The sequence below is a fragment of the Alteromonas sp. PRIM-21 genome (assembly GCF_027563165.1).
GTDB lineage: Bacteria > Pseudomonadota > Gammaproteobacteria > Enterobacterales > Alteromonadaceae > Alteromonas > Alteromonas macleodii_A.
The window spans coordinates 35859-53913 of the sequence record NZ_JADOEK010000017.1 but is presented as its reverse complement, the minus strand read 5'-3'; the positions used below and the strand labels follow the sequence as shown (position 1 = coordinate 53913).

At 44.2% G+C, this 18055-nt stretch carries 15 protein-coding genes; 2 read left to right on the top strand and 13 right to left on the bottom strand.

Features of this window, described 5'->3' with window-relative positions:
* Position 1: 1 nt before the first annotated feature.
* The 13 genes from IW644_RS18210 to IW644_RS18150 all read right to left on the bottom strand — a co-directional run bounded on the left by IW644_RS18210 (position 2) and on the right by IW644_RS18150 (position 15584).
* Entirely contained in the window at positions 2 to 505 is a 504-nt protein-coding gene (locus tag IW644_RS18210) for a chemotaxis protein CheW (RefSeq protein ID WP_179982088.1), read from the bottom strand.
* Positions 502 to 2445, bottom strand: a complete 1944-nt coding sequence (locus IW644_RS18205; RefSeq protein ID WP_269918792.1) for a chemotaxis protein CheA — start codon at positions 2443 to 2445, stop codon at positions 502 to 504. Before IW644_RS18205 ends, IW644_RS18210 begins: the two co-directional genes overlap by 4 nt.
* Positions 2446 to 2483: 38 nt before the next feature.
* A complete protein-coding gene (locus IW644_RS18200) occupies positions 2484 to 2849 on the bottom strand; it encodes a response regulator (RefSeq protein ID WP_269918791.1) in 366 nt (121 codons plus the stop codon).
* A 65-nt stretch (positions 2850 to 2914) separates the two neighbouring features.
* Positions 2915 to 4126, bottom strand: coding sequence for a methyl-accepting chemotaxis protein (locus tag IW644_RS18195; RefSeq protein WP_269918790.1), 1212 nt, complete (start codon positions 4124 to 4126; stop codon positions 2915 to 2917).
* Between the two features lie 225 nt (positions 4127 to 4351).
* Positions 4352 to 5398, bottom strand: a complete 1047-nt coding sequence (locus tag IW644_RS18190) for a protein-glutamate methylesterase/protein-glutamine glutaminase (RefSeq protein ID WP_269918789.1) — start codon at positions 5396 to 5398, stop codon at positions 4352 to 4354.
* On the bottom strand, positions 5373 to 6002 hold the full coding sequence (cheD, locus tag IW644_RS18185; protein ID WP_179982083.1) for a chemoreceptor glutamine deamidase CheD: 630 nt from the start codon (positions 6000 to 6002) through the stop codon (positions 5373 to 5375). The genes IW644_RS18190 and cheD overlap by 26 nt, the downstream gene beginning before the upstream one ends.
* A 14-nt stretch (positions 6003 to 6016) precedes the next feature.
* Positions 6017 to 6847 carry a CheR family methyltransferase gene (locus tag IW644_RS18180; protein WP_269918788.1) on the bottom strand — a complete coding sequence of 277 codons (831 nt, stop codon included), beginning with the start codon at positions 6845 to 6847 and terminating at the stop codon, positions 6017 to 6019.
* Positions 6848 to 6850: 3 nt separating this feature from the next.
* A complete protein-coding gene (locus tag IW644_RS18175) occupies positions 6851 to 9754 on the bottom strand; it encodes a methyl-accepting chemotaxis protein (RefSeq protein ID WP_269918787.1) in 2904 nt (967 codons plus the stop codon).
* Between the two features lie 51 nt (positions 9755 to 9805).
* The gene (locus IW644_RS18170; protein WP_025256887.1) at positions 9806 to 10309 is read right to left on the bottom strand and encodes a chemotaxis protein CheW; all 504 of its coding nucleotides are present in this window, start codon (positions 10307 to 10309) and stop codon (positions 9806 to 9808) included.
* Complete coding sequence (locus tag IW644_RS18165; protein ID WP_269918786.1) at positions 10306 to 12486, bottom strand: chemotaxis protein CheW; 2181 nt, start codon at positions 12484 to 12486, stop codon at positions 10306 to 10308. Before IW644_RS18165 ends, IW644_RS18170 begins: the two co-directional genes overlap by 4 nt.
* Positions 12487 to 12524: 38 nt before the next feature.
* A complete protein-coding gene (locus IW644_RS18160) occupies positions 12525 to 12890 on the bottom strand; it encodes a response regulator (protein WP_071950567.1) in 366 nt (121 codons plus the stop codon).
* A 56-nt stretch (positions 12891 to 12946) separates the two neighbouring features.
* Positions 12947 to 13618 carry a methyl-accepting chemotaxis protein gene (locus IW644_RS20035; protein WP_442864467.1) on the bottom strand — a complete coding sequence of 224 codons (672 nt, stop codon included), beginning with the start codon at positions 13616 to 13618 and terminating at the stop codon, positions 12947 to 12949.
* A 781-nt stretch (positions 13619 to 14399) separates the two neighbouring features.
* Positions 14400 to 15584 carry an MFS transporter gene (locus IW644_RS18150; RefSeq protein WP_269918784.1) on the bottom strand — a complete coding sequence of 395 codons (1185 nt, stop codon included), beginning with the start codon at positions 15582 to 15584 and terminating at the stop codon, positions 14400 to 14402.
* A 104-nt stretch (positions 15585 to 15688) separates the two neighbouring features.
* Here IW644_RS18150 and IW644_RS18145 point away from each other — a divergent pair, with 104 nt between their 5' ends.
* Both IW644_RS18145 and IW644_RS18140 read left to right on the top strand, forming a co-directional pair.
* Positions 15689 to 16582 carry a LysR family transcriptional regulator gene (locus IW644_RS18145; RefSeq protein WP_269918783.1) on the top strand — a complete coding sequence of 298 codons (894 nt, stop codon included), beginning with the start codon at positions 15689 to 15691 and terminating at the stop codon, positions 16580 to 16582.
* A gap of 104 nt (positions 16583 to 16686) precedes the next feature.
* A complete protein-coding gene (locus IW644_RS18140) occupies positions 16687 to 17841 on the top strand; it encodes an MFS transporter (protein ID WP_269918782.1) in 1155 nt (384 codons plus the stop codon).
* The last annotated feature ends 214 nt before the right edge of the window (positions 17842 to 18055 follow it).

The following is an 18055-nucleotide window of genomic DNA, read 5'->3' as shown; positions in this document are numbered from 1 at the left end:
CTCAGCCCTCAACCGTTTGTGTTTTTGTTTCAACTAAACCCAATTCGTTACTTGTAATTAAGCTTTCAATATTCACTAAAATAACCATGTGTTCGTCCACATCAGCCAGCCCGTGAAGGTATTTGCTATCGAACGCCACTCCGAACTCTGGGGGAGGAAGCATGTCTTCTTCCGAAAGACGTATTACGTCAGACACGCCGTCGACGACAATACCTACAATTCGCTCGTGGACGTTTAGCATAATGACGATAGTAAAGTCGTTGTAGGTGGCTTCGCCGACATTGAACTTAATCCGCAAATCCACGATAGGTACAATATCGCCACGAAGGTTTATCACCCCCTTAATAAAGCTTGGCGCATTGGCAATTTTGGTAACCTGCTCATAGCCGCGAATTTCTTTCACCGTCGTGATGTCTAAGGCGTAGTGTTCTTCACCTAATACAAAACTTAAAAATTCATTCTCTTTCGACGCACTAACGGCTTGCTGTAATGCTGCTTCGCTCATAGTGAAACCTCTTCATTTGGGATATTGGTACAATTTGCTGCTACCGAATCGGCATCCAAAATCATCGCGACCTTGCCATCGCCCATAATGGTAGCGCCTGCGATCCCTGCGACTTTTTTGTAATGTTGCTCTAAGCTCTTGATGACGACTTGTTGTTGACCTACCAGAGAATCCACCAATACGCCGTAGCGTTTTTTGCTGCTTTCTAGCAGTACCACTATGCCTTGAGTTGGTTCGATAATACCGTCGTCTACCTGCATCAATTGGGTAAGTGACACCAATGGCCAGTACTGGTCCCTTATCCACAGTACCTTGTCGTTACCAAGTGTTTTGACTTGGGAAGCTGTAGGCTGGAAAGACTCGATTACGTTGAGCAGCGGGATGACAAAAATCTGATCGCCAACTGACACACACATACCGTCTACAATGGCGAGCGTTAGTGGTAAGTGGATATAAAAGGCTGAGCCCTCGCCTTGCGACGATTCGATTTCAATGCGTCCGCCAATAGATTCAATATTTCGGCGCACTACGTCCATACCAACGCCACGACCTGATACATCAGTGACCTCAGCGGCGGTAGAAAAGCCCGCTTGGAATATAAGCTGCCAAATTTCACTGTCTGGCATATCCGGCGTAACGGCTAACCCATTTTGTGTCGCTTTATCTAAAATGCGCGCTTTATTTAAGCCTGCACCGTCATCAATAATGCCGATAATGATGCTGCTACCTTTTTGCTCTGCACTTAAAATAACGGTTCCGTTTTCAGATTTACCTGCTTCAAGGCGCTTTTCAGGGCTTTCGATACCGTGGTCAATGCTGTTTCTAACTAAATGAGTAAGCGGGTCGACCAGCTTTTCGATAAGGCTTTTATCAATTTCAGTGTTGCCCCCCTGAATAACCAAATCGACTTTTTTGCCTAGCTTTGATGAAAGGTCACGTACAACGCGAGGGAAGCGATTAAATGTCATGTTCACTGGCAACATGCGCATAGACATTACCGATTCTTGTATTTCACGGGTATTGCGCTGTAGTTCGTCTATTGCGAGCTGTAAACGTTCACCTACCTGTCCTTCAACTTCCTGGCCTACGTTAGAAAGCATGGATTGAGTAATAACAAGTTCGCCAACTAAATTAACCATGGCATCGATTTTTGTTGTGTCTACACGAATTGATGCGGCTTCTTTTGCCACTTTAGGTTTGGTTTTGACTGGCTTAACGATAGGTTGTTTGGGGGTGGCTTGTGCCGGTGTAGATTGTGTTACATCTGGTTTAATAGGAAGGTTTTCTGGTTCGAAAAAGCCAAAGCCCTCATCGTTTTTGTTAACTTCAGGCGCCGCTTCAGCCTGTTTCTCCGCTGCTACTTCATCATCTTCAAAGAGTCCAAAACCCTCAATTTCCTCTGCTTCTTTTTGATTTTGCGAAGTTTCAGAAGTGATGCTTTGCGACTCAGTTTCTTCATCATCGAAAAAGCCAAAACCTTCAATCTCGTTGTCCGAAGCACCTTCAATATCTTCGGTTTGATCACTAGGCTCATGCACGACTTCACCTGAAGCGCTAGCAAGCGTCTCTTCGAGTACTTTTATGCTTGCGTCAATCTGTGCTTGAGGAAGTTCTGTCTGCTCTTTATAAGCAGACATGGTGTCTTTTAGTACATCAAGGGTTTGCAGGAAAATATCAACAATTTCTGCCGTTACCTGAATCTCTTGGTTGCGGGCTTTATCGAGCAGGTTCTCCATGACATGTGTGAGGTTCATTAACGCGTCGAAGCCAAAAATTCCGCTTCCGCCTTTTATGGAGTGAGCTGCTCTAAAAATACTGTTTAATTCTTCGGGGTCGGGAGCATCCACATCTAAGGTCATGAGCAACTGCTCCATGTCTTGGAGGTGCTCATCACTCTCATCAAAAAACACACCGTGAAACTGGTTTACATCAATGGTCATGGTTAACTCCCACTTGCCCTATTAAAACCGACGTTCGATTAGCCCAACACTCGTTTCATCACATCTAACAGCTTGTTCGGGTCAAAAGGTTTCACCATCCACCCTGTGGCTCCGGCAGCCTTACCTTTAGCCTTCATATCGTCGCCAGCCTCTGTGGTAAGCATCACAATTGGCGTCGAACGAAAATTAGATAACTCTCTTAAAGACTTAACCAGCGTTAAGCCATCCATGCGAGGCATGTTCTGATCGGTCAGTACAAAGTCGAAACGAGCCCCCTGGCACTTGTCTAACGCGTCTTGCCCATCTTGAGCCGTAGTTACTTTGTAATTCGCTGACTTGAGGGTCATTTCAACCATCTGACGAATAGATACAGAATCGTCAACAATCAATATGCTTTTGCTCATAATTCAATCACCTTTTGAATTGTCAAAACTGCTCTTACCTTGCTTTGTAGAGATTTTCGTTACCGCTAAAAAAGCTCTACATCACCCGCATCCATAGAAGTCGCAGAAACTGGGTTATGGTCTGCTTGCCCTTTTTCAGTAAGCGAGTGTTGATAGTTTTCTAGATTTTCTCGAACACGCGTTGCGCTTTCTGGGGACAGCTGCGAAAGTTGTTCAACAACGAACTCAATGATCTCTCGGGTATATGTAAGGTTTTGGCCATTTATATCGCCAAACTGAAGGCCGCGAATGGCGGCTGCTGTGGAGTCGGCAAGCTGTTGCCTGATGGCTTCAAGCTCGCTTGCGCCCTGTATATCAGCTTCTGCTTTTTTGATAATGCCTTTGAGCTGTTCGCTAATCGCATCTTTTGCGTTCACCACGTGAGAAATGTCCTGAGACGCAACGACTTCAGCAGTTTCCGTTAGTTTATCGATAAGCGACTTGATATTTTCTATTTGGGTTTTAATTACGTCACTAAACTGCGTAGAACGGGTAGATAGCGCACGGACTTCATCTGCGACAACGGCAAATCCTCGACCAGCCTCACCTGCACGCGCAGCTTCTATAGCTGCGTTTAGCGCTAGTAGGTTGGTTTGTGAAGATATATCATCAATGCCGCTTAACGCTTCAATCACGGTAGGCATGGCTTGCTGAATAGTTTGAACTTGGGTTTCTAACGCTCTTGTAGAGTCGGTCATTTGGGTAGTTGAGGCGATAAATTGCGTTAGTGTTGCATCGGTGTCTGACGCGAATGAACGCATTTTGTCGGCGTAAGCGCAGTCACTGTTATCATCGTCTTTTAGCAAATTGTTTATGCTAATTTCTTGCTGGCCAAGCAGGGATTGAAGAGAAATAAAGGATTCGCTTAACGTCGCCACCGCATCGCTTTGCGTTGAAAAAATGTCGCTAATATTTGATGAGGTGACTGATAATATGTCGCTCGCCTCGGATACTGCAATACTGATTGAATCAGAAGCTAGCGAAGTCTCATGAGAAGGAGAGTAGTACTCTGTTGAATCGTTAGCGTTAGGCGTTGCTGTTGCCTGACTTAAATTAGTTACTTTTAGTAGTACGAACAGCAGAAAAACCACGCAAGCGGAGCTAAGCACGAGCCCCAAATGTGATACTGACGTAAAGGATAAAGTCCAGCTCCCTAACATCATTAAAAACGCCACAACGAAAGCATTGCTCTTACTAGAAAAGAAGTTATCTAAATAATTTGCTGCAATGGCGACCACGATTTCACCTCAATTGTTACTTCTGCGTTAACAGCTGTACAAAACACAGTCAAATTATGGTCTAATTTTCACCTCTAACAATTATACTTTTGAATATTTTTGTTAACTTATTGCATTAATGACATTTGCGACATTCGCTAATATAAGTACGCCCATCGCGTATGGAATCTACAATAAGAAAAGTACTTGGAGGATTTGTAAAAGCGTCAGAAGATATAAAACTACTTAAAGCCGACTACCCGCTCCTAATGCTTCGAGTGTATCAAGTATAGCGTCTGAAATTTCTTCTAAGGGTTTTATGAAACTTGCAGCATTCATTTCTACAGCGGTTTTAGGCATGCCGTATACAACACAGGTTTTTTCATCTTGGCAGAAGGTGACAGCGCCTTTAGTGTGCATATTCTTTAAACCTTTTGCCCCGTCGCGCCCCATCCCGGTAAGCAATACACCCACAGCATTTGCCCCTGCGTGCTCAGCAAGTGAATCGAACATGACGTCAACTGAGGGCTTATGCCCTGATACCTTAGGGCCATCATCAAGGCTCAAGCGGTAATCGGCACCACTTCTCTCTACTTTTAAATGTTTATTACCTGGCGCTAAATAGGCAAAGCCTGGCAATAAGCGCTCTCCACCCTGCGCTTCTCGCACCGTTATTTCACAAAGGTTATCAAGACGCTTAGCATAGGTGGTGGTAAAACCCGGAGGCATATGTTGGGAAATAATAGTTGCTGGAGCATTGCGAGGAAAATGCATGATGACATCTTTGATCGCTTCGGTTCCCCCAGTTGAAGCGCCTATTCCAATAAGCTTTTCAGTGCCGGTATAGCGCATGGAAGCGTGCTTAGTACAGCGAGTTTCGGTGGGATGGCTTAACTTTGAGTGGGCCGCTGCCTTTATCTTTTCAACGATAACTGCGGCATATTCGGTCATACCTTGCGCCACACCTAGTTTTGGCTTTGCCATGAAATCAACCGCTCCCAATTCTAGGGCGCGCAACGTTGCATCGGCACCTCGTTCAGTGAGCGTGGAAATCATTACCACTGGGGTTGGCATCGCCTTCATCATCACTTCTAAAAAGCGAAGTCCATCTACCTTCGGCATTTCAATGTCTAGGGTAATAACATCGGGCCTAAACTCTTGTACCATCCGTTTTGCTACGTAGGCATCGGGTGCTGCGCCAACTAATGATAACCCTGGCGCTTTAGCGACGATTTCTGACAGAATTTGTCGTATTAAGGCAGAGTCGTCAACGACGAGAACTTTTATAGGCATGTGATTGTTCCGAAAATGAAATAACACCCGTCTTCGCTTGCTCAGAAAGTAGAACACGATGCGTAGATTCACGCTCGTAAAGCGTAGCATTATTGAACTCGCGAATTCGCTTCATATACACTTTTCCGTCTGCCGGAAAATAGTAAATTTTTCGAGCATAGGTAGACATCAAATCACTGCTAACAAGGGGAATATTTGCATTATCTAAATACTCTAAAACAAACTCTGCATTTACTCGCCCAATGTCTTGTTGCACAAACCCTGGTAAGACTTTTCCGCCGCCAAATGCTTTAGCCACCAGCTTGTTACGACGCGCGCCTAAATGCACGAGTTGGTCTATCAGCATATTCATAGCGTGCACGCCGTACTTTGTGGCTAAGCAGGCGTCGAGATTGGTAGTGAAATTGAGATCTGGCAACATGAAGTGGTTCATGCCCCCAATTTTCTTTTCTTGATCGAAAATGCACGCCGCAACACACGAACCAAGGATAGTTACCAAAGCTTTGTCTGCGGCAGTAGCATAGTATTGCCCCGGCAGGAGCTTCACCGCTTCTTTTTGAAGGCGATTATCAAAATAACGTATGGGGTTTTCATCCTGACTCATACTACAAGTTCCCTTTAAACAACGGGTCGATAAACGGTTTTCCCCATGGGCGCCACCAGTTCAGGGTACATAGTGAAATTTTCAGAATGCCCTGCTACGTACATGCCGTCACTACACATTAACTTCACCATACGCGCTAAAATTTTACGCTGCGTAGGACGGTCAAAGTAAATCATAACGTTGCGGCAAAAAATTACGTCTATCGGCGCATCTAAACACCAGTTTGGCGACATTAAATTGAGCGGCTCGAACTGCACCATTTTTCGTAGCTCATCTACCACCCTTACTCTTCCGGTTTGCGAACCTTTACCTTTGTAGAAGAATTGGGTTTTATAATCGTAAGAAAGCTGACTAATACTGTTTTGGGCATAAACGCCTTGGCGGGCCTTCTGCAACACTTTACTATCAATGTCTGTGGCAAGTATTTGTATGTTGGGCGTAAAGGTGCCAAACACAGACGCCACCGTCATCGCAATACTGTAAGGCTCTTCACCCGTGCTGCTTGCAGCACACCAAATACGTTTAGTTTGCGGTCGCTTTCGAAGAAAATTTGCTAGCGCTTCAAAGTGATGTGGCTCTCTGAAAAACGCAGTCAGGTTGGTGGTAAGCGCATTGATGAAGTGCTCCATTTCATCGTCATTGCTTCCAACATAAGCTAAGTATTCTTTGAAGCTATTTATTTCGAGCGTGCGCAGCCGCCTCGCAAGGCGGCTATAAACCATCGCGTCTTTCGAGTCGGCTAGGTTAATACCTGCTTGTTTAAAAAGCAGACCTTTTACCCGCTCGAAATCTCTTCGGCTATACGAAAACTCTCTTTGCGCGTCCGTGCTTGGTATGGCCGACATACACTAAAATGCCTCCCAATCCGACGCATCAGGCGCAGCTGGATTCAGCGCTTTAATTCGCTGCTTTGGCACTTCGCGCTCTTTAGGTAACCCACTGCTACCATTTAACGAGCGCACCTCAGAGGTCTGTTCGGGCTTTCGACTATTTCCTACTTTGAAAACAGATACTCGCTGCGCGAGTTCACCCGACTGCTGTCGCATACTGTCAGCGGCTGCCGCTGCCTGTTCAACTAAGGCAGCATTTTGTTGGGTCATTTCGTCCATTTGAACCACCGCATTGCTCACTTCCTGAATGCCTGTGGCTTGCTCCGATGAGGCAGCAGCAATTTCAGACATAATGTCGTTAACACGCTTTATGGCAGTGACGATATTGGCCATGGTTTCACCAGACTTATTCACCAATACATTGCCATCGCCAATTTTTTCCACCGATGCTGAAATTAGCGCCTTAATGTCTTTTGCCGCCTCTGCAGAGCGCTGGGCCAACGTTCTTACTTCAGAGGCAACAACTGCAAATCCGCGTCCTTGTTCGCCCGCTCTTGCCGCTTCAACGGCTGCGTTTAGTGCAAGTATGTTTGTTTGGAAGGCAATGCCATCAATTACGCCGATAATGTCGGAAATACGCTGGGCAGAGTCATTAATTTCCCCCATGGTATGCACCACTTGTTCAATAACTTTGCCGCCCTCAGATGCTACATCCGACGCCTGACTTGCCAATCCTTTCGCTTGGTCAGCATTCTCTGCATTTAGCTTCACCGTTCCCGTTAGTTCTTCCATGGCTGAGGCAGTTTCTTCTAAGCTTGAAGCCTGCTGCTCGGTACGGCTAGACAGGTCGGCGTTACCCGTGGCTATCTCGTTTGAAGCAGTATCGATGGTTTCAACAGCTGTGTGAATTTTCACTATGGTGTCGCGTAGTTCGCCAATAAAGTGGTTGATGGATTCACCGAGTACTTTGAAATCACCATCTAGTGGCTCATCTATTGTTTTCAATAAATCACCGTCTGTAAGGCTAGCCATAATAGATTTGATACTTTCTACTGCTAAGGTTCTACCCGTTACATCTGTGGCGTATTTCACTACTCTAAACGGCTTGCCGTTTTGGTCTAAAATGGGGTTGTAAGAGGCTTGGATATAAACTGGCTTTCCTGATTTGTCGAAACGCTTATATTCGCCGCTGGCATAAACCCCTTGACGCAATTGCTCCCAGAAGGCTGCGTATTCGGGGCTATTTTTAAAAGCAGGATCTACAAAAATGCTGTGGTGCTTACCTTTTACTTCGTCAAGGGTATAGCCCATCGCGGCTAAAAAGTTGCTGTTCGCGTTTAAGATTACGCCTTCAAGGTCAAATTCAATGACAGCCTGAGACTTACTTATGGCGTTCAACTGACCTTCAAAGTAGGCGTTTTTCAGTTTATCTTCGGTAATATTAGTTGCGTACTTTACTACCCTAAACGGGTTACCGTTCATGTCTTCTATTGGGTTATAAGAAGCTTGGATCCATACGCTATTACCCGACTTGCTTACTCGCTTAAATTCGCCAGAGAAGAATTTGCCTGCTTTAAGTTCAGACCAAAAACGCTGGTACGACTCTGACTGCCGGGTTTCTTCATCTACAAATAACTGATGGTGCTTACCTTTAATTTCGTCTAGGCGGTAGCCCATAGTGTTGAGGAAGTTGTCATTAGCGGTAATGATATTGCCGTCTACATCAAACTCGATAACCGCCTGAGATTTACTAATAGCGTTAATTTGCCCTTCGAAATACGCGTTTCTTAGCTTATCTTGCGTTACGTCGGTGGCAAATTTAACTACTTTAAATGGCTTGCCTGTACTATCAAAAATGGGGTTGTAAGACGCACGGATCCATATCTCTTTGCCACCTTTGGCAATGCGTTTGTATTCACCCGCGGTATGCTCTCCTGCCTTTAAGTTTTGCCAGAAAGCAGCGTATTCTGCACTTAGCTTGTAGCTTGGGTCGACAAACATACTGTGATGCTGCCCTTTAATTTCTGACAGGCTATAGCCCATTGCGGCAAGGAAATTTTCGTTGGCGTTTAAAATATTTCCCTCTAGGTCGAACTCGATTACGGCTTGAGATTTGTTAATGGCGGTAATTTGCCCTTCAAAATCTGCATTTTTCTGTTTTTGTGCAGTAATGTCAGAGGCAAATTTAATGATGTAATCCACCTCGCCGTTGTCGTCAAACACAGGGTTATAGGTAGCTTGGATCCATACCTCTTCGCCTTGCTTATTGATTCTGCAAAACTCACCGCTGTGTACGTCTCCGCTTTTTAGCTTTGTCCAAAACGCTTTATACTCATCGCTCTGTGCGTAGTCACTATCTACAAAAATACGATGGTGCTTTCCTACTACTTCAGCCTCGCTATAACCCATGGCGGATAGAAAGTTGTCGTTAGCCGATAATATTTCCCCATCTGTAGTGAAGGAGATCACAGCTTGGCTTCGCATAATGGCATCGACCATGCCTTTGTTACGTTTATTTTCTGTGTTGTCCTGCCATTCATTAACGAAAAGCTGAGTGCCGTTTTCGTCCGCTGTTATTGCTGATGTACTTACGCAAAAGCTATGTTCAGCAAGTGAAACAAGCTGCTTGTTACCACCTGTAGAATGGGTGAGTAAATAAGACGGATTTTCTGCTGTGCCTGCACTGACTGTAATATCGTCAATGTGCTTTCCTGATAATGTGGATTCGCCATCGCCGACAGAAAAGTCTTTAGAGTAGGCTTTTGCCATATGCAGGAATGCCGGTGTGCAGTAATGAATAACCCCAGACTTGTCGATAACCAACAAGTTTGAGGCACTCGCCTTTAAAATATTCGACTTTAATAGCGCGTCGTGCTTCGCTATTTTTAATTCTTCGCCGTTAAGAAAATTAAATACGCCCATAACTAATATTTCCCAATGTCAGGTGTTTCCGTTTAGTGAAGGACCTTGTAACTACGCGTCGTCGTTAACGCTATCAGGTGCAACTAAACCCAGCTCCTCGCTGGTTATTAAGCTCTCAATGTTCACCAGAATGACCATGTTTTCATCCACATCAGCTAAGCCGTGTAGATATCTGCTGTCAAAGGCTACGCCAAACTCTGGTGGCGGAAGTACTTGCTCTTCAGACAAGCGAATAACATCGGATACACCATCTACCACGATGCCAACAATGCGCTCTTGAATGTTCAGCATTATCACTATTGTGAAGTCGTTATAAGTGGCCTCGCCTACGTTAAACTTAATACGCAAATCCACGATAGGAACTATGTCACCACGTAAATTAATTACGCCTTTTATAAACGCTGGCGCATTCGCAATTTTGGTAACTTGTTCGTATCCTCTGATTTCCTTCACTGTTGTTATGTCCAAGGCGTAATGCTCATCACCAAGCACGAAACTTAAGTATTCTTTGTCTTGTCCGCCAGTAACCGCTTGATGCAAGGCAGTTTCACTCATGAAAGTAACTCCTCTATTTGGCTGGAGGTGTAGGTTGTAGCGATGGAGTCTGCATCAATGATAAGTGCGACTTTACCGTCACCCATAATGGTTGCCCCCGCTATTCCAGCCACTTTACGGTAGTGTTCCTCTAAACTTTTAATGACCACCTGCTGCTGGCCCACTAGTGCATCAACCAAAATACCAAAGCGCTTTTTACTGCTTTCAAGTAACACCACAATGCCCTCTGTTGGAGAGAGTGCTGCATCTTCTACTTCCATAAAGTCGTAAAGAGGCACTAAAGGCCAATATTGGTCTCGAATGTAAAGTACGGTGTCGTTACCCAAGGTTTTAAGCTGCTGCTTTGTGGGCTGGAAAGATTCAATAATATTTAAAAGAGGAACAACAAAGATTTGCTTACCTACTGACACACACATGCCGTCGACAATGGCAAGCGTAAGCGGCAGGTGAATGAAAAAAGCAGAGCCCTCTCCAGCGCTCGATTCAATATCAATGCGTCCGCCAATTGATTCGATATTGCGACGCACCACATCCATTCCTACCCCTCTGCCCGATACATCGGTAATAGCTTCAGCGGTTGAAAAGCCAGGCTGGAAAATCAACTGCCATACTTCTGAATCTGGCATATCGTCTGATACGGCAAGCCCGTTGCTTCGCGCTTTATCAAGAATTTTGTCGCGGTGTAGACCACCACCATCGTCAATAATACTGATGATAATACTGCCGCCCTTTTGCTCGGCACTTAAGATAACCGTGCCTTTTTCCGGCTTGCCGGCAGCCGTACGCTTTTCTGGCATTTCGATGCCATGATCAATGCTATTGCGCACTAAGTGAGTAAGCGGGTCGACAATCTTTTCAATTAGGCTTTTATCGATTTCCGTACTGCCACCTTGAAGTACCAGTTCAACCTGTTTACCCAACTTTCCTGCTAGGTCTCTTACTAAACGGGGGAAGCGATTAAAAGTTGCAGTTAGCGGAAGCATGCGCATAGACATGACCGACTCTTGAATTTCCCGGGTGTTGCGCTGTAGCTCATCAATAGCAAGCTGTAGCCGCTCGCCAACTTGCCCATCAACATCTTGTCCTATCATAGATAGCATTGATTGGGTGATTACTAGTTCTCCCACCAAGTTAACCATGGCGTCAATTTTTGTGGTGTCTACTCGAATTGAAGCCGACTCTCGGGCGGTGCTTTTTTTCGCAGAAGGTTTAGTTTTCTTCTTAGCCGTTGCAGGCGTAGCGCCAGCCCCCGTTTGTGGTGCTTTTACATCGTTAGATGCTGTTGCTAAATTTTGAGAGGGCTTGGCGCTTTGCCTTTGGTGATCGTTAGTTGTGTTTACAGCAGTATTTATGTGGCTAGCCGAAGGTACGTCTTCGAAAAAGCCAAAGCCTTGGCTTTCCTCTTTGTTGCCACTTTCAGCTTTTCCGGCTTCTGATTTTTCCGCTTGAGACTCGACAAGGTTACTTTGGTTTTCTTCATCATCAAAGAACCCAAAACCTTCATCAGCTTGTGGTGACGATTGGGTAGTTTCGCTATCTTGAAGATCGCGGTTATCAGATACGTCATCAAAAAAGCCAAAGCCATCATCGTCTGCTTCGCTGCTTTCGCTAGATTGATTGTGAACAGGCTCTTCATCGAAAAAGCCAAAACCGTCGTCAGTAGATGAACTAGCCTCAGAAGGCTCATCATCAAAGAAGCCAAAACCATCATCCTGTTCACTTTCGTTTTGCGCGTTTGCGCTTACTTCAGTAGACCTATAGTTGCCATCTGATTCAACACCAGTGGCTTGCCCGTTAATAACACCGTTGAGTATTTTTATGCGCTCATCGATGCCTTCTTGTGGAATTTCAGTTTCATCACGGTAGGCGTTTAAGGTGTCTTTTAAAACGTCTAGAGTTTCTAAAAGAACATTTACAATGTCAGCTGTGACGCTAAGTTCATTGTTACGGGCTTTGTCGAGTAAATTTTCCATCACATGCGTTAAGTTCATCAACGCATCAAAGCCGAAAATACCGCTACCGCCCTTAATGGAATGGGCTGCTCGAAAAATACTATTGAGTTCTTCAGGATCGGGAGACTCGACGTCTAAGCTCATCAATAGCTGTTCCATATCGTCGAGATGCTCGTCGCTCTCGTCGAAAAACACACTATGGAACTGTTCAATATCGATGCTCATTCTGAATCCTTCCAGACTTAAGGTATTAGAAGATGGGCTTAACCTAAGACACGCTTAGTAACGTCAAGAAGTTTGTTTGGATCGAAAGGTTTTACCATCCAGCCAGTTGCTCCCGCAGCTTTACCTTTCGCTTTCATATCGTCGCCCGCTTCTGTGGTAAGCATGACAATTGGGGTTCTGCTGTAGGCCCCTAAACCACGCAAATTTTTAATAAGCGTAAGGCCATCCATACGAGGCATGTTTTGATCAGTGAGTACAAAGTTAAATTGCTGCCCCTTACATTTATCCAGCGCTTCTTGACCGTCTTGTGCTGTGGTGACGGTATATCCGGCGCCCTTTAATGTCATCTCTACCATTTGACGAATCGACACTGAATCGTCGACAACTAAAATATGTTTGCTCATATGCTCACTTCTCCAAAATATGTCATTACTGACAGTGCTTCCTGTCCTTTCTTAGCTTAGAACAATTCAACTTCTCCAGCGTCCATAGAGGTTGCAGACACCGGGTTGTGATCATTTTTACCTTTCGCAGCGAGCCCTTTTTGGTACTCATTTAATGCGTTGACAAAACGCTCAATATTGCTGGCATCTAACGTTGCCAACTGCTCTTTAATGAACGAAATCATGTCTTGGGTATACTGGATATGCTGGCCATTTATATCGCCAAATTGCATACCTCGAATAGCGGCGTTTATCGACTCATCAAGCTGTGAACCTATATCTTCAATCTGTTTTGTAGTTACAAGATCCGCTTCTGCTTTTCTAATGATTTCGGCCAGTTGATCACTAATGTGTGATTTAGCATTAACAACCTGAGATATATCTTGCGAGGCTACAAATTCTGCAGTATCGGTGAGTTTGTCTACCAAACTACGAATGTTCTCAACTTGGGTTTTAATGACGTCACTAAATTGTGTAGAGCGTGTTGATAATGCGCGCACTTCATCAGCTACAACCGCAAAACCTCGACCTGCTTCGCCTGCCCTTGCCGCTTCTATCGCAGCATTTAGAGCCAATAAGTTAGTTTGCGCGGCGATATCATCAATACCGCTAAGCGCGTCAATAACCGTAGGCATGGCCTGTTGGATAGTTTGCACCTGCTCCATAAGGTGTTTTGTTGAAGAGGACATTTGCTCGGTTGAATCGATAAATTCGGTTAAGGTTCCGTCAGTTTCTTGTGCGAACGTACGCATGCGTTCTGAATATGATTGTGTTTGCGCACTATCAACGCTCAATAAAGCGTCAATGCATTGAATTTGCTGGGCAACAAGGGCTTTTAAGCTGCTAAAGGCATTGGATAAAGTTTCAACGGCGTCATCTTGGGTAGACTTGATGGACGATAAATTGCTGTCGCATGTGCTTAAAGACAGAGCAAGCTCATCGCTCGCTTTTTTGATATCAGCACTACCCGCTTGTTCGCTTTGCCCTAGGGAGTCGTTATTTGGATAGATCTCGTCAACGTCATCCGCACTTTTGCTATAAGCGAAAGCACTAAAGACAACTACGCCTGTTAGTACCGCAAGCGCTGTGAGCGCGGACACAAAAAAGAACAAAGCCCAAGAAGCAGCTATGCCTACTACACAAAGTACATATATGCTCTTTAAAGCCCCTTGCTGCATTGAAGGTAAGTTATTAGATGACAAAAAAACTCTCCTTGAAAAAACACTGCGACTTAACTTCAACAGTACTCTTTCATAATTAAGCACGTTACTTGGTTCACGAATTACAAAGCGCTGGACACACTATATGAGCGCCAATAGGCAAAATGCCTAGCGCAAGGACAACATAACGTTGTTAGCCAAGCTGGGTAACAACGTTATGATTAACTGACTTTGCACACATGAGATAAGCGTAGTACCCATTTTGAAAAGTAGGCAAGAACATGCATAAGTTTTTTATTAAAAAAGCGTTTTAGTGGCTATTTGTGTCTAACTTGCTAAGAAGTGTTGAAAATAGTGTTGATGAGAAAGCGCCAATAGATATGCACACTGCCACTGCTGAGAAAATAAAAAACACCAGGTTTAGGTTTACAGGAAGAAAGTCGATAATCGACGTGAAAAATTGTCCAGCGAAGACTGCCATCGCAAAGAACGAGAGATTCTTACCTCTATTTTCCTCTTGGCTTATTTCTACAGTCGCATGATTGAGTAGTGGTATTGATAGGCCAAAGCCTGTACCCGCGAACGTCGCTGCTAGCAATATTGCCTGTATTTCACTAAAACTCCCGAAAACAAACAACGCTGCGCCAAAGCAAAGAAATGAAAGCGAAAGTGTTCTTTTCTCTTTTATCGCTTTAACAAACCTAGGCAATAACGAAGCTGCAACCACAGCAACCAGTGATATATACGACAATATGTAACCGATATGCGCTTCCGAGTAGCCAAGCGCTTCAAGATGTTGAGGTAAAGAGACAACCATACTGAAAAATAGCGCCATCGCGCATACAGCAAAGCTAAGAATGGATTTGATACCAGAAAAACTGGACACAACGTCTTTCGCTTTATGAGCGCTAGTGCGATTTCTAGACGTTAATATTTTTTGCCTACTCGGTATGGAAAAAACAACTAGTAATGCGCATACTGCTGCAATGCCGTATAGTAAAAACGCCGCCTTCCAATGAGCCTGCGCTAGTATCCCTCCAATAAAAAGAAAGATTACGCCACCGAGCTCGATAGCCATTCCTTGTTTGGCAATCATTTTCAAGCGCGCTTCCCCTTTGTACCATTGAGATATCAGCGCCGTTCCTGCAGCCATAACACCGGCAGCAAACCCGCCTAATATTATGCGATTTGCAGCAATAAGAATTTCACTGCTAAGCAACACAACAGATAGGCCTAGCACGCAGTAGCTCCATAAGCTCAATAACAGCGTTTTTCTTGCCCCGTGTTTATCTATCCATCGTCCAAAAAGCGGAGCGAAAATGATAGCTCCAAGTGCAGGCAGCGTGATGAGTAACGATGGGTATTGAGTAAATTTTAGCCCTTTTGCTATAGCAATCAGCCCCGGTGCAACAGCTGCCCCAACCATAATTGTAAGGGTGGCGCATAAGAGCAATGTAAATTCACCGGTGCGGGAAAGGTTAATAGAGGTATTCATAAAGTGCTCTCTTGCTAGTTAAACTGTTCAGCAATGCTAACGTCTTGCTAGCAATCCTTTAAATGATATTATTCAATCTCACTAATCTCTAAATGGCATAAATCATGAACTTCAAGCACCTGAAAACCTTTATTGAAGTCGCACAGTGCAAGAGTTTTTCAACCGCGGCTGCTCGGCTACACACAGTGCAAAGTGCAATAAGCCGCCATATTAACGCGCTGGAAGAAGATTTAGAGGTTACTTTGCTGTTACGCAATACACGCACCGTGGAGTTAACTGAAGTGGGGGAAAATTTCCTGCTACATGCGCAAGCTATTGTTAAACACTGTCGTGACGCAAAAGAAGATGCGAAATTAATACAAAGCGGCCACAAAGGTCTATTGAGAATTGGTTACCTTAGTTCTGCATGCGCTCACTTTTTGCCAGACATGTTGCGGCAGTTTTCAAAGCAACACGAAAATGTAAAAGTAAAAATTATTGAAATGACTGTTGCCGAACAACTTCAGGCCCTTAGCGAAAACGCCATTGATATTGGCTTTTCCCGTCCCATTCCTGATGCTTACAAACCACTACTCGAAGAAAAGCGGGTGGCTTACGATCCAATACGAGTTGTAGTTTCAGATAAACACGAACTACACACATTAAGTGAAATTTCACCAGATATGGCTGGAAAGTATCCGCTAATATTGTTTTCCCGAGCCCACGCTACCAATCAGTTCGATAACATTATGGCTTTGTTTCACGAAAGAAATTTAAGGGTAAATGTAGTAAGTGAACCTCATTCCATGCAGGCTTTGTTAACAGAAGTGGCCAGTAGCAATTGTGTTGCACTCGCTCCTAGCTGTATACAAAACTTACAAACAAATGGCTGCAAATTTATTCCTTTAAATCCGGGCATGAATGTAGAACTCTGTATGCATTGGTCTACCCAAGCATCGGCTACTACCAACGCTTGGTTAACTTGGTACAAAGAGAACGAAGATATATTTAGGCTATAACCATATCTATGCATTTATAAGATAAGTCATCCACAATAATATCATTTCTAGTATAAATTGAAGGCACGTACAATTTTTCTATCAATAGGATACGGGAGATTGTCTTGCAGCCCTCTTTTTCAGAACTCACAAAAAAACAGCTTTTTCTTTTAGCATGCGCTGTTGCCGCTACTGCAGCAAACCTTTACTACACACAGCCTATACTGCCTCTAATAGGCGAAAGCCTAGGAGTTAAAGAAAGCGCACTTGGCACCATTCCCGCTCTTGCGCAAATAGGATATGCCATAGCGATCATTTTCATATCACCTTTAGGCGATGTCTTAGCAAGGCGAAAAATCATTGGGGTGCTCTCGGTATTGCTTATTATTGGAGCGAGCGCCGCATCTGTTTCAAGTCATATCATGATGCTTGGTGTAGCGTGCGTGTTAATTGGCTTAAGTGCCAATATTACTCAGCAGATTATTCCCTTAGTGGCGTCGATGATGAGTGGTGATAAAAAAGGGCCTGCCATTGCTACCGTTATGACGGGGCTTACCGTAGGCATTTTGCTCTCTCGTACCATTAGCGGCACTATAGCGACTCACTTCGGGTGGCGCGCGGTTTTCGTAATGTCTGCGCTTCTGGCTGGATTAGTGGGCCTAATGCTGTATCTCATTTTGCCCAGTCAAAAGCCTAACCTTTCTATGTCGTATACGTCGCTACTAAAAAGCTTGCTACAACTTTTTAAGAAATATAAGACACTTCGAAAGGCTACCTATACTGGCATGATTTGGTTTGCTGCTTTTAACGCATTATGGGCTACGTTAGCACTACACGTAAGCGAAGGTCCCTTCTATTTTAATGCCCAACAAGCAGGTATGTTCGGCATAGTCGCTTTAGCCGGTGTCGCAGGTGCCAAATTAGCGGGTAGATGGGTAAATAAATTGGGTGCAGCACAAAGCGTTTCCTACGCAATTCTAATTATCATCTCAGGGTTTGCCCTTTCAGTTTTTACCCAGAACATGCTTTGGGGGCTGGTCGCCAGTATCGTACTTATCGATTTTGGTGTGTTTAGCGCCCAAGTTGCCAATCAAGTCAGAGTTTTTTCCATAGATGCACAAGCACAAAGCCGTGTGAACAGTATATATATGCTGGGCTATTACATTGGCGGCGCTGTAGGATCATTTGCCGGTGTGAAGCTTTATTCCCAATTTGGGTGGAACGGTGTTTCAACGATTGCGTGTGGTGTTTTGCTCATAAGCCTTACTATTAATCGATAGAACTAGACTCAAATTGGTAATACCAATATGTTTTAATAGAAATATGACAAGATAAAAATAATCAACATTTTCATTTATTTATACGTGATAATAAAAATAAATATCATTGTTGTTTTGATCTATCTCAAATATGCACTTACATTATGTTAACCAATTTTATACAAATTGGTATTAAATTGGTTATACCTTTTGATAATTAAGTAAGGATTTAATA

Bases quoted from the DNA above. Each gene is read 5' to 3' on its own strand.
- IW644_RS18210 (WP_179982088.1), bottom strand. From the start codon at position 505: ATGAGCGAAGCAGCATTACAGCAAGCCGTTAGTGCGTCGAAAGAGAAT.
- IW644_RS18205 (WP_269918792.1), bottom strand. From the start codon at position 2,445: ATGACCATTGATGTAAACCAGTTTCACGGTGTGTTTTTTGATGAGAGT.
- IW644_RS18200 (WP_269918791.1), bottom strand. From the start codon at position 2,849: ATGAGCAAAAGCATATTGATTGTTGACGATTCTGTATCTATTCGTCAG.
- IW644_RS18190 (WP_269918789.1), bottom strand. From the start codon at position 5,398: ATGCCTATAAAAGTTCTCGTCGTTGACGACTCTGCCTTAATACGACAA.
- cheD (WP_179982083.1), bottom strand. From the start codon at position 6,002: ATGAGTCAGGATGAAAACCCCATACGTTATTTTGATAATCGCCTTCAA.
- IW644_RS18180 (WP_269918788.1), bottom strand. From the start codon at position 6,847: ATGTCGGCCATACCAAGCACGGACGCGCAAAGAGAGTTTTCGTATAGC.
- IW644_RS18175 (WP_269918787.1), bottom strand. From the start codon at position 9,754: ATGGGCGTATTTAATTTTCTTAACGGCGAAGAATTAAAAATAGCGAAG.
- IW644_RS18170 (WP_025256887.1), bottom strand. From the start codon at position 10,309: ATGAGTGAAACTGCCTTGCATCAAGCGGTTACTGGCGGACAAGACAAA.
- IW644_RS18165 (WP_269918786.1), bottom strand. From the start codon at position 12,486: ATGAGCATCGATATTGAACAGTTCCATAGTGTGTTTTTCGACGAGAGC.
- IW644_RS18160 (WP_071950567.1), bottom strand. From the start codon at position 12,890: ATGAGCAAACATATTTTAGTTGTCGACGATTCAGTGTCGATTCGTCAA.
- IW644_RS20035 (WP_442864467.1), bottom strand. From the start codon at position 13,618: ATGTCCTCTTCAACAAAACACCTTATGGAGCAGGTGCAAACTATCCAA.
- IW644_RS18150 (WP_269918784.1), bottom strand. From the start codon at position 15,584: ATGAATACCTCTATTAACCTTTCCCGCACCGGTGAATTTACATTGCTC.
- IW644_RS18145 (WP_269918783.1), top strand. From the start codon at position 15,689: ATGAACTTCAAGCACCTGAAAACCTTTATTGAAGTCGCACAGTGCAAG.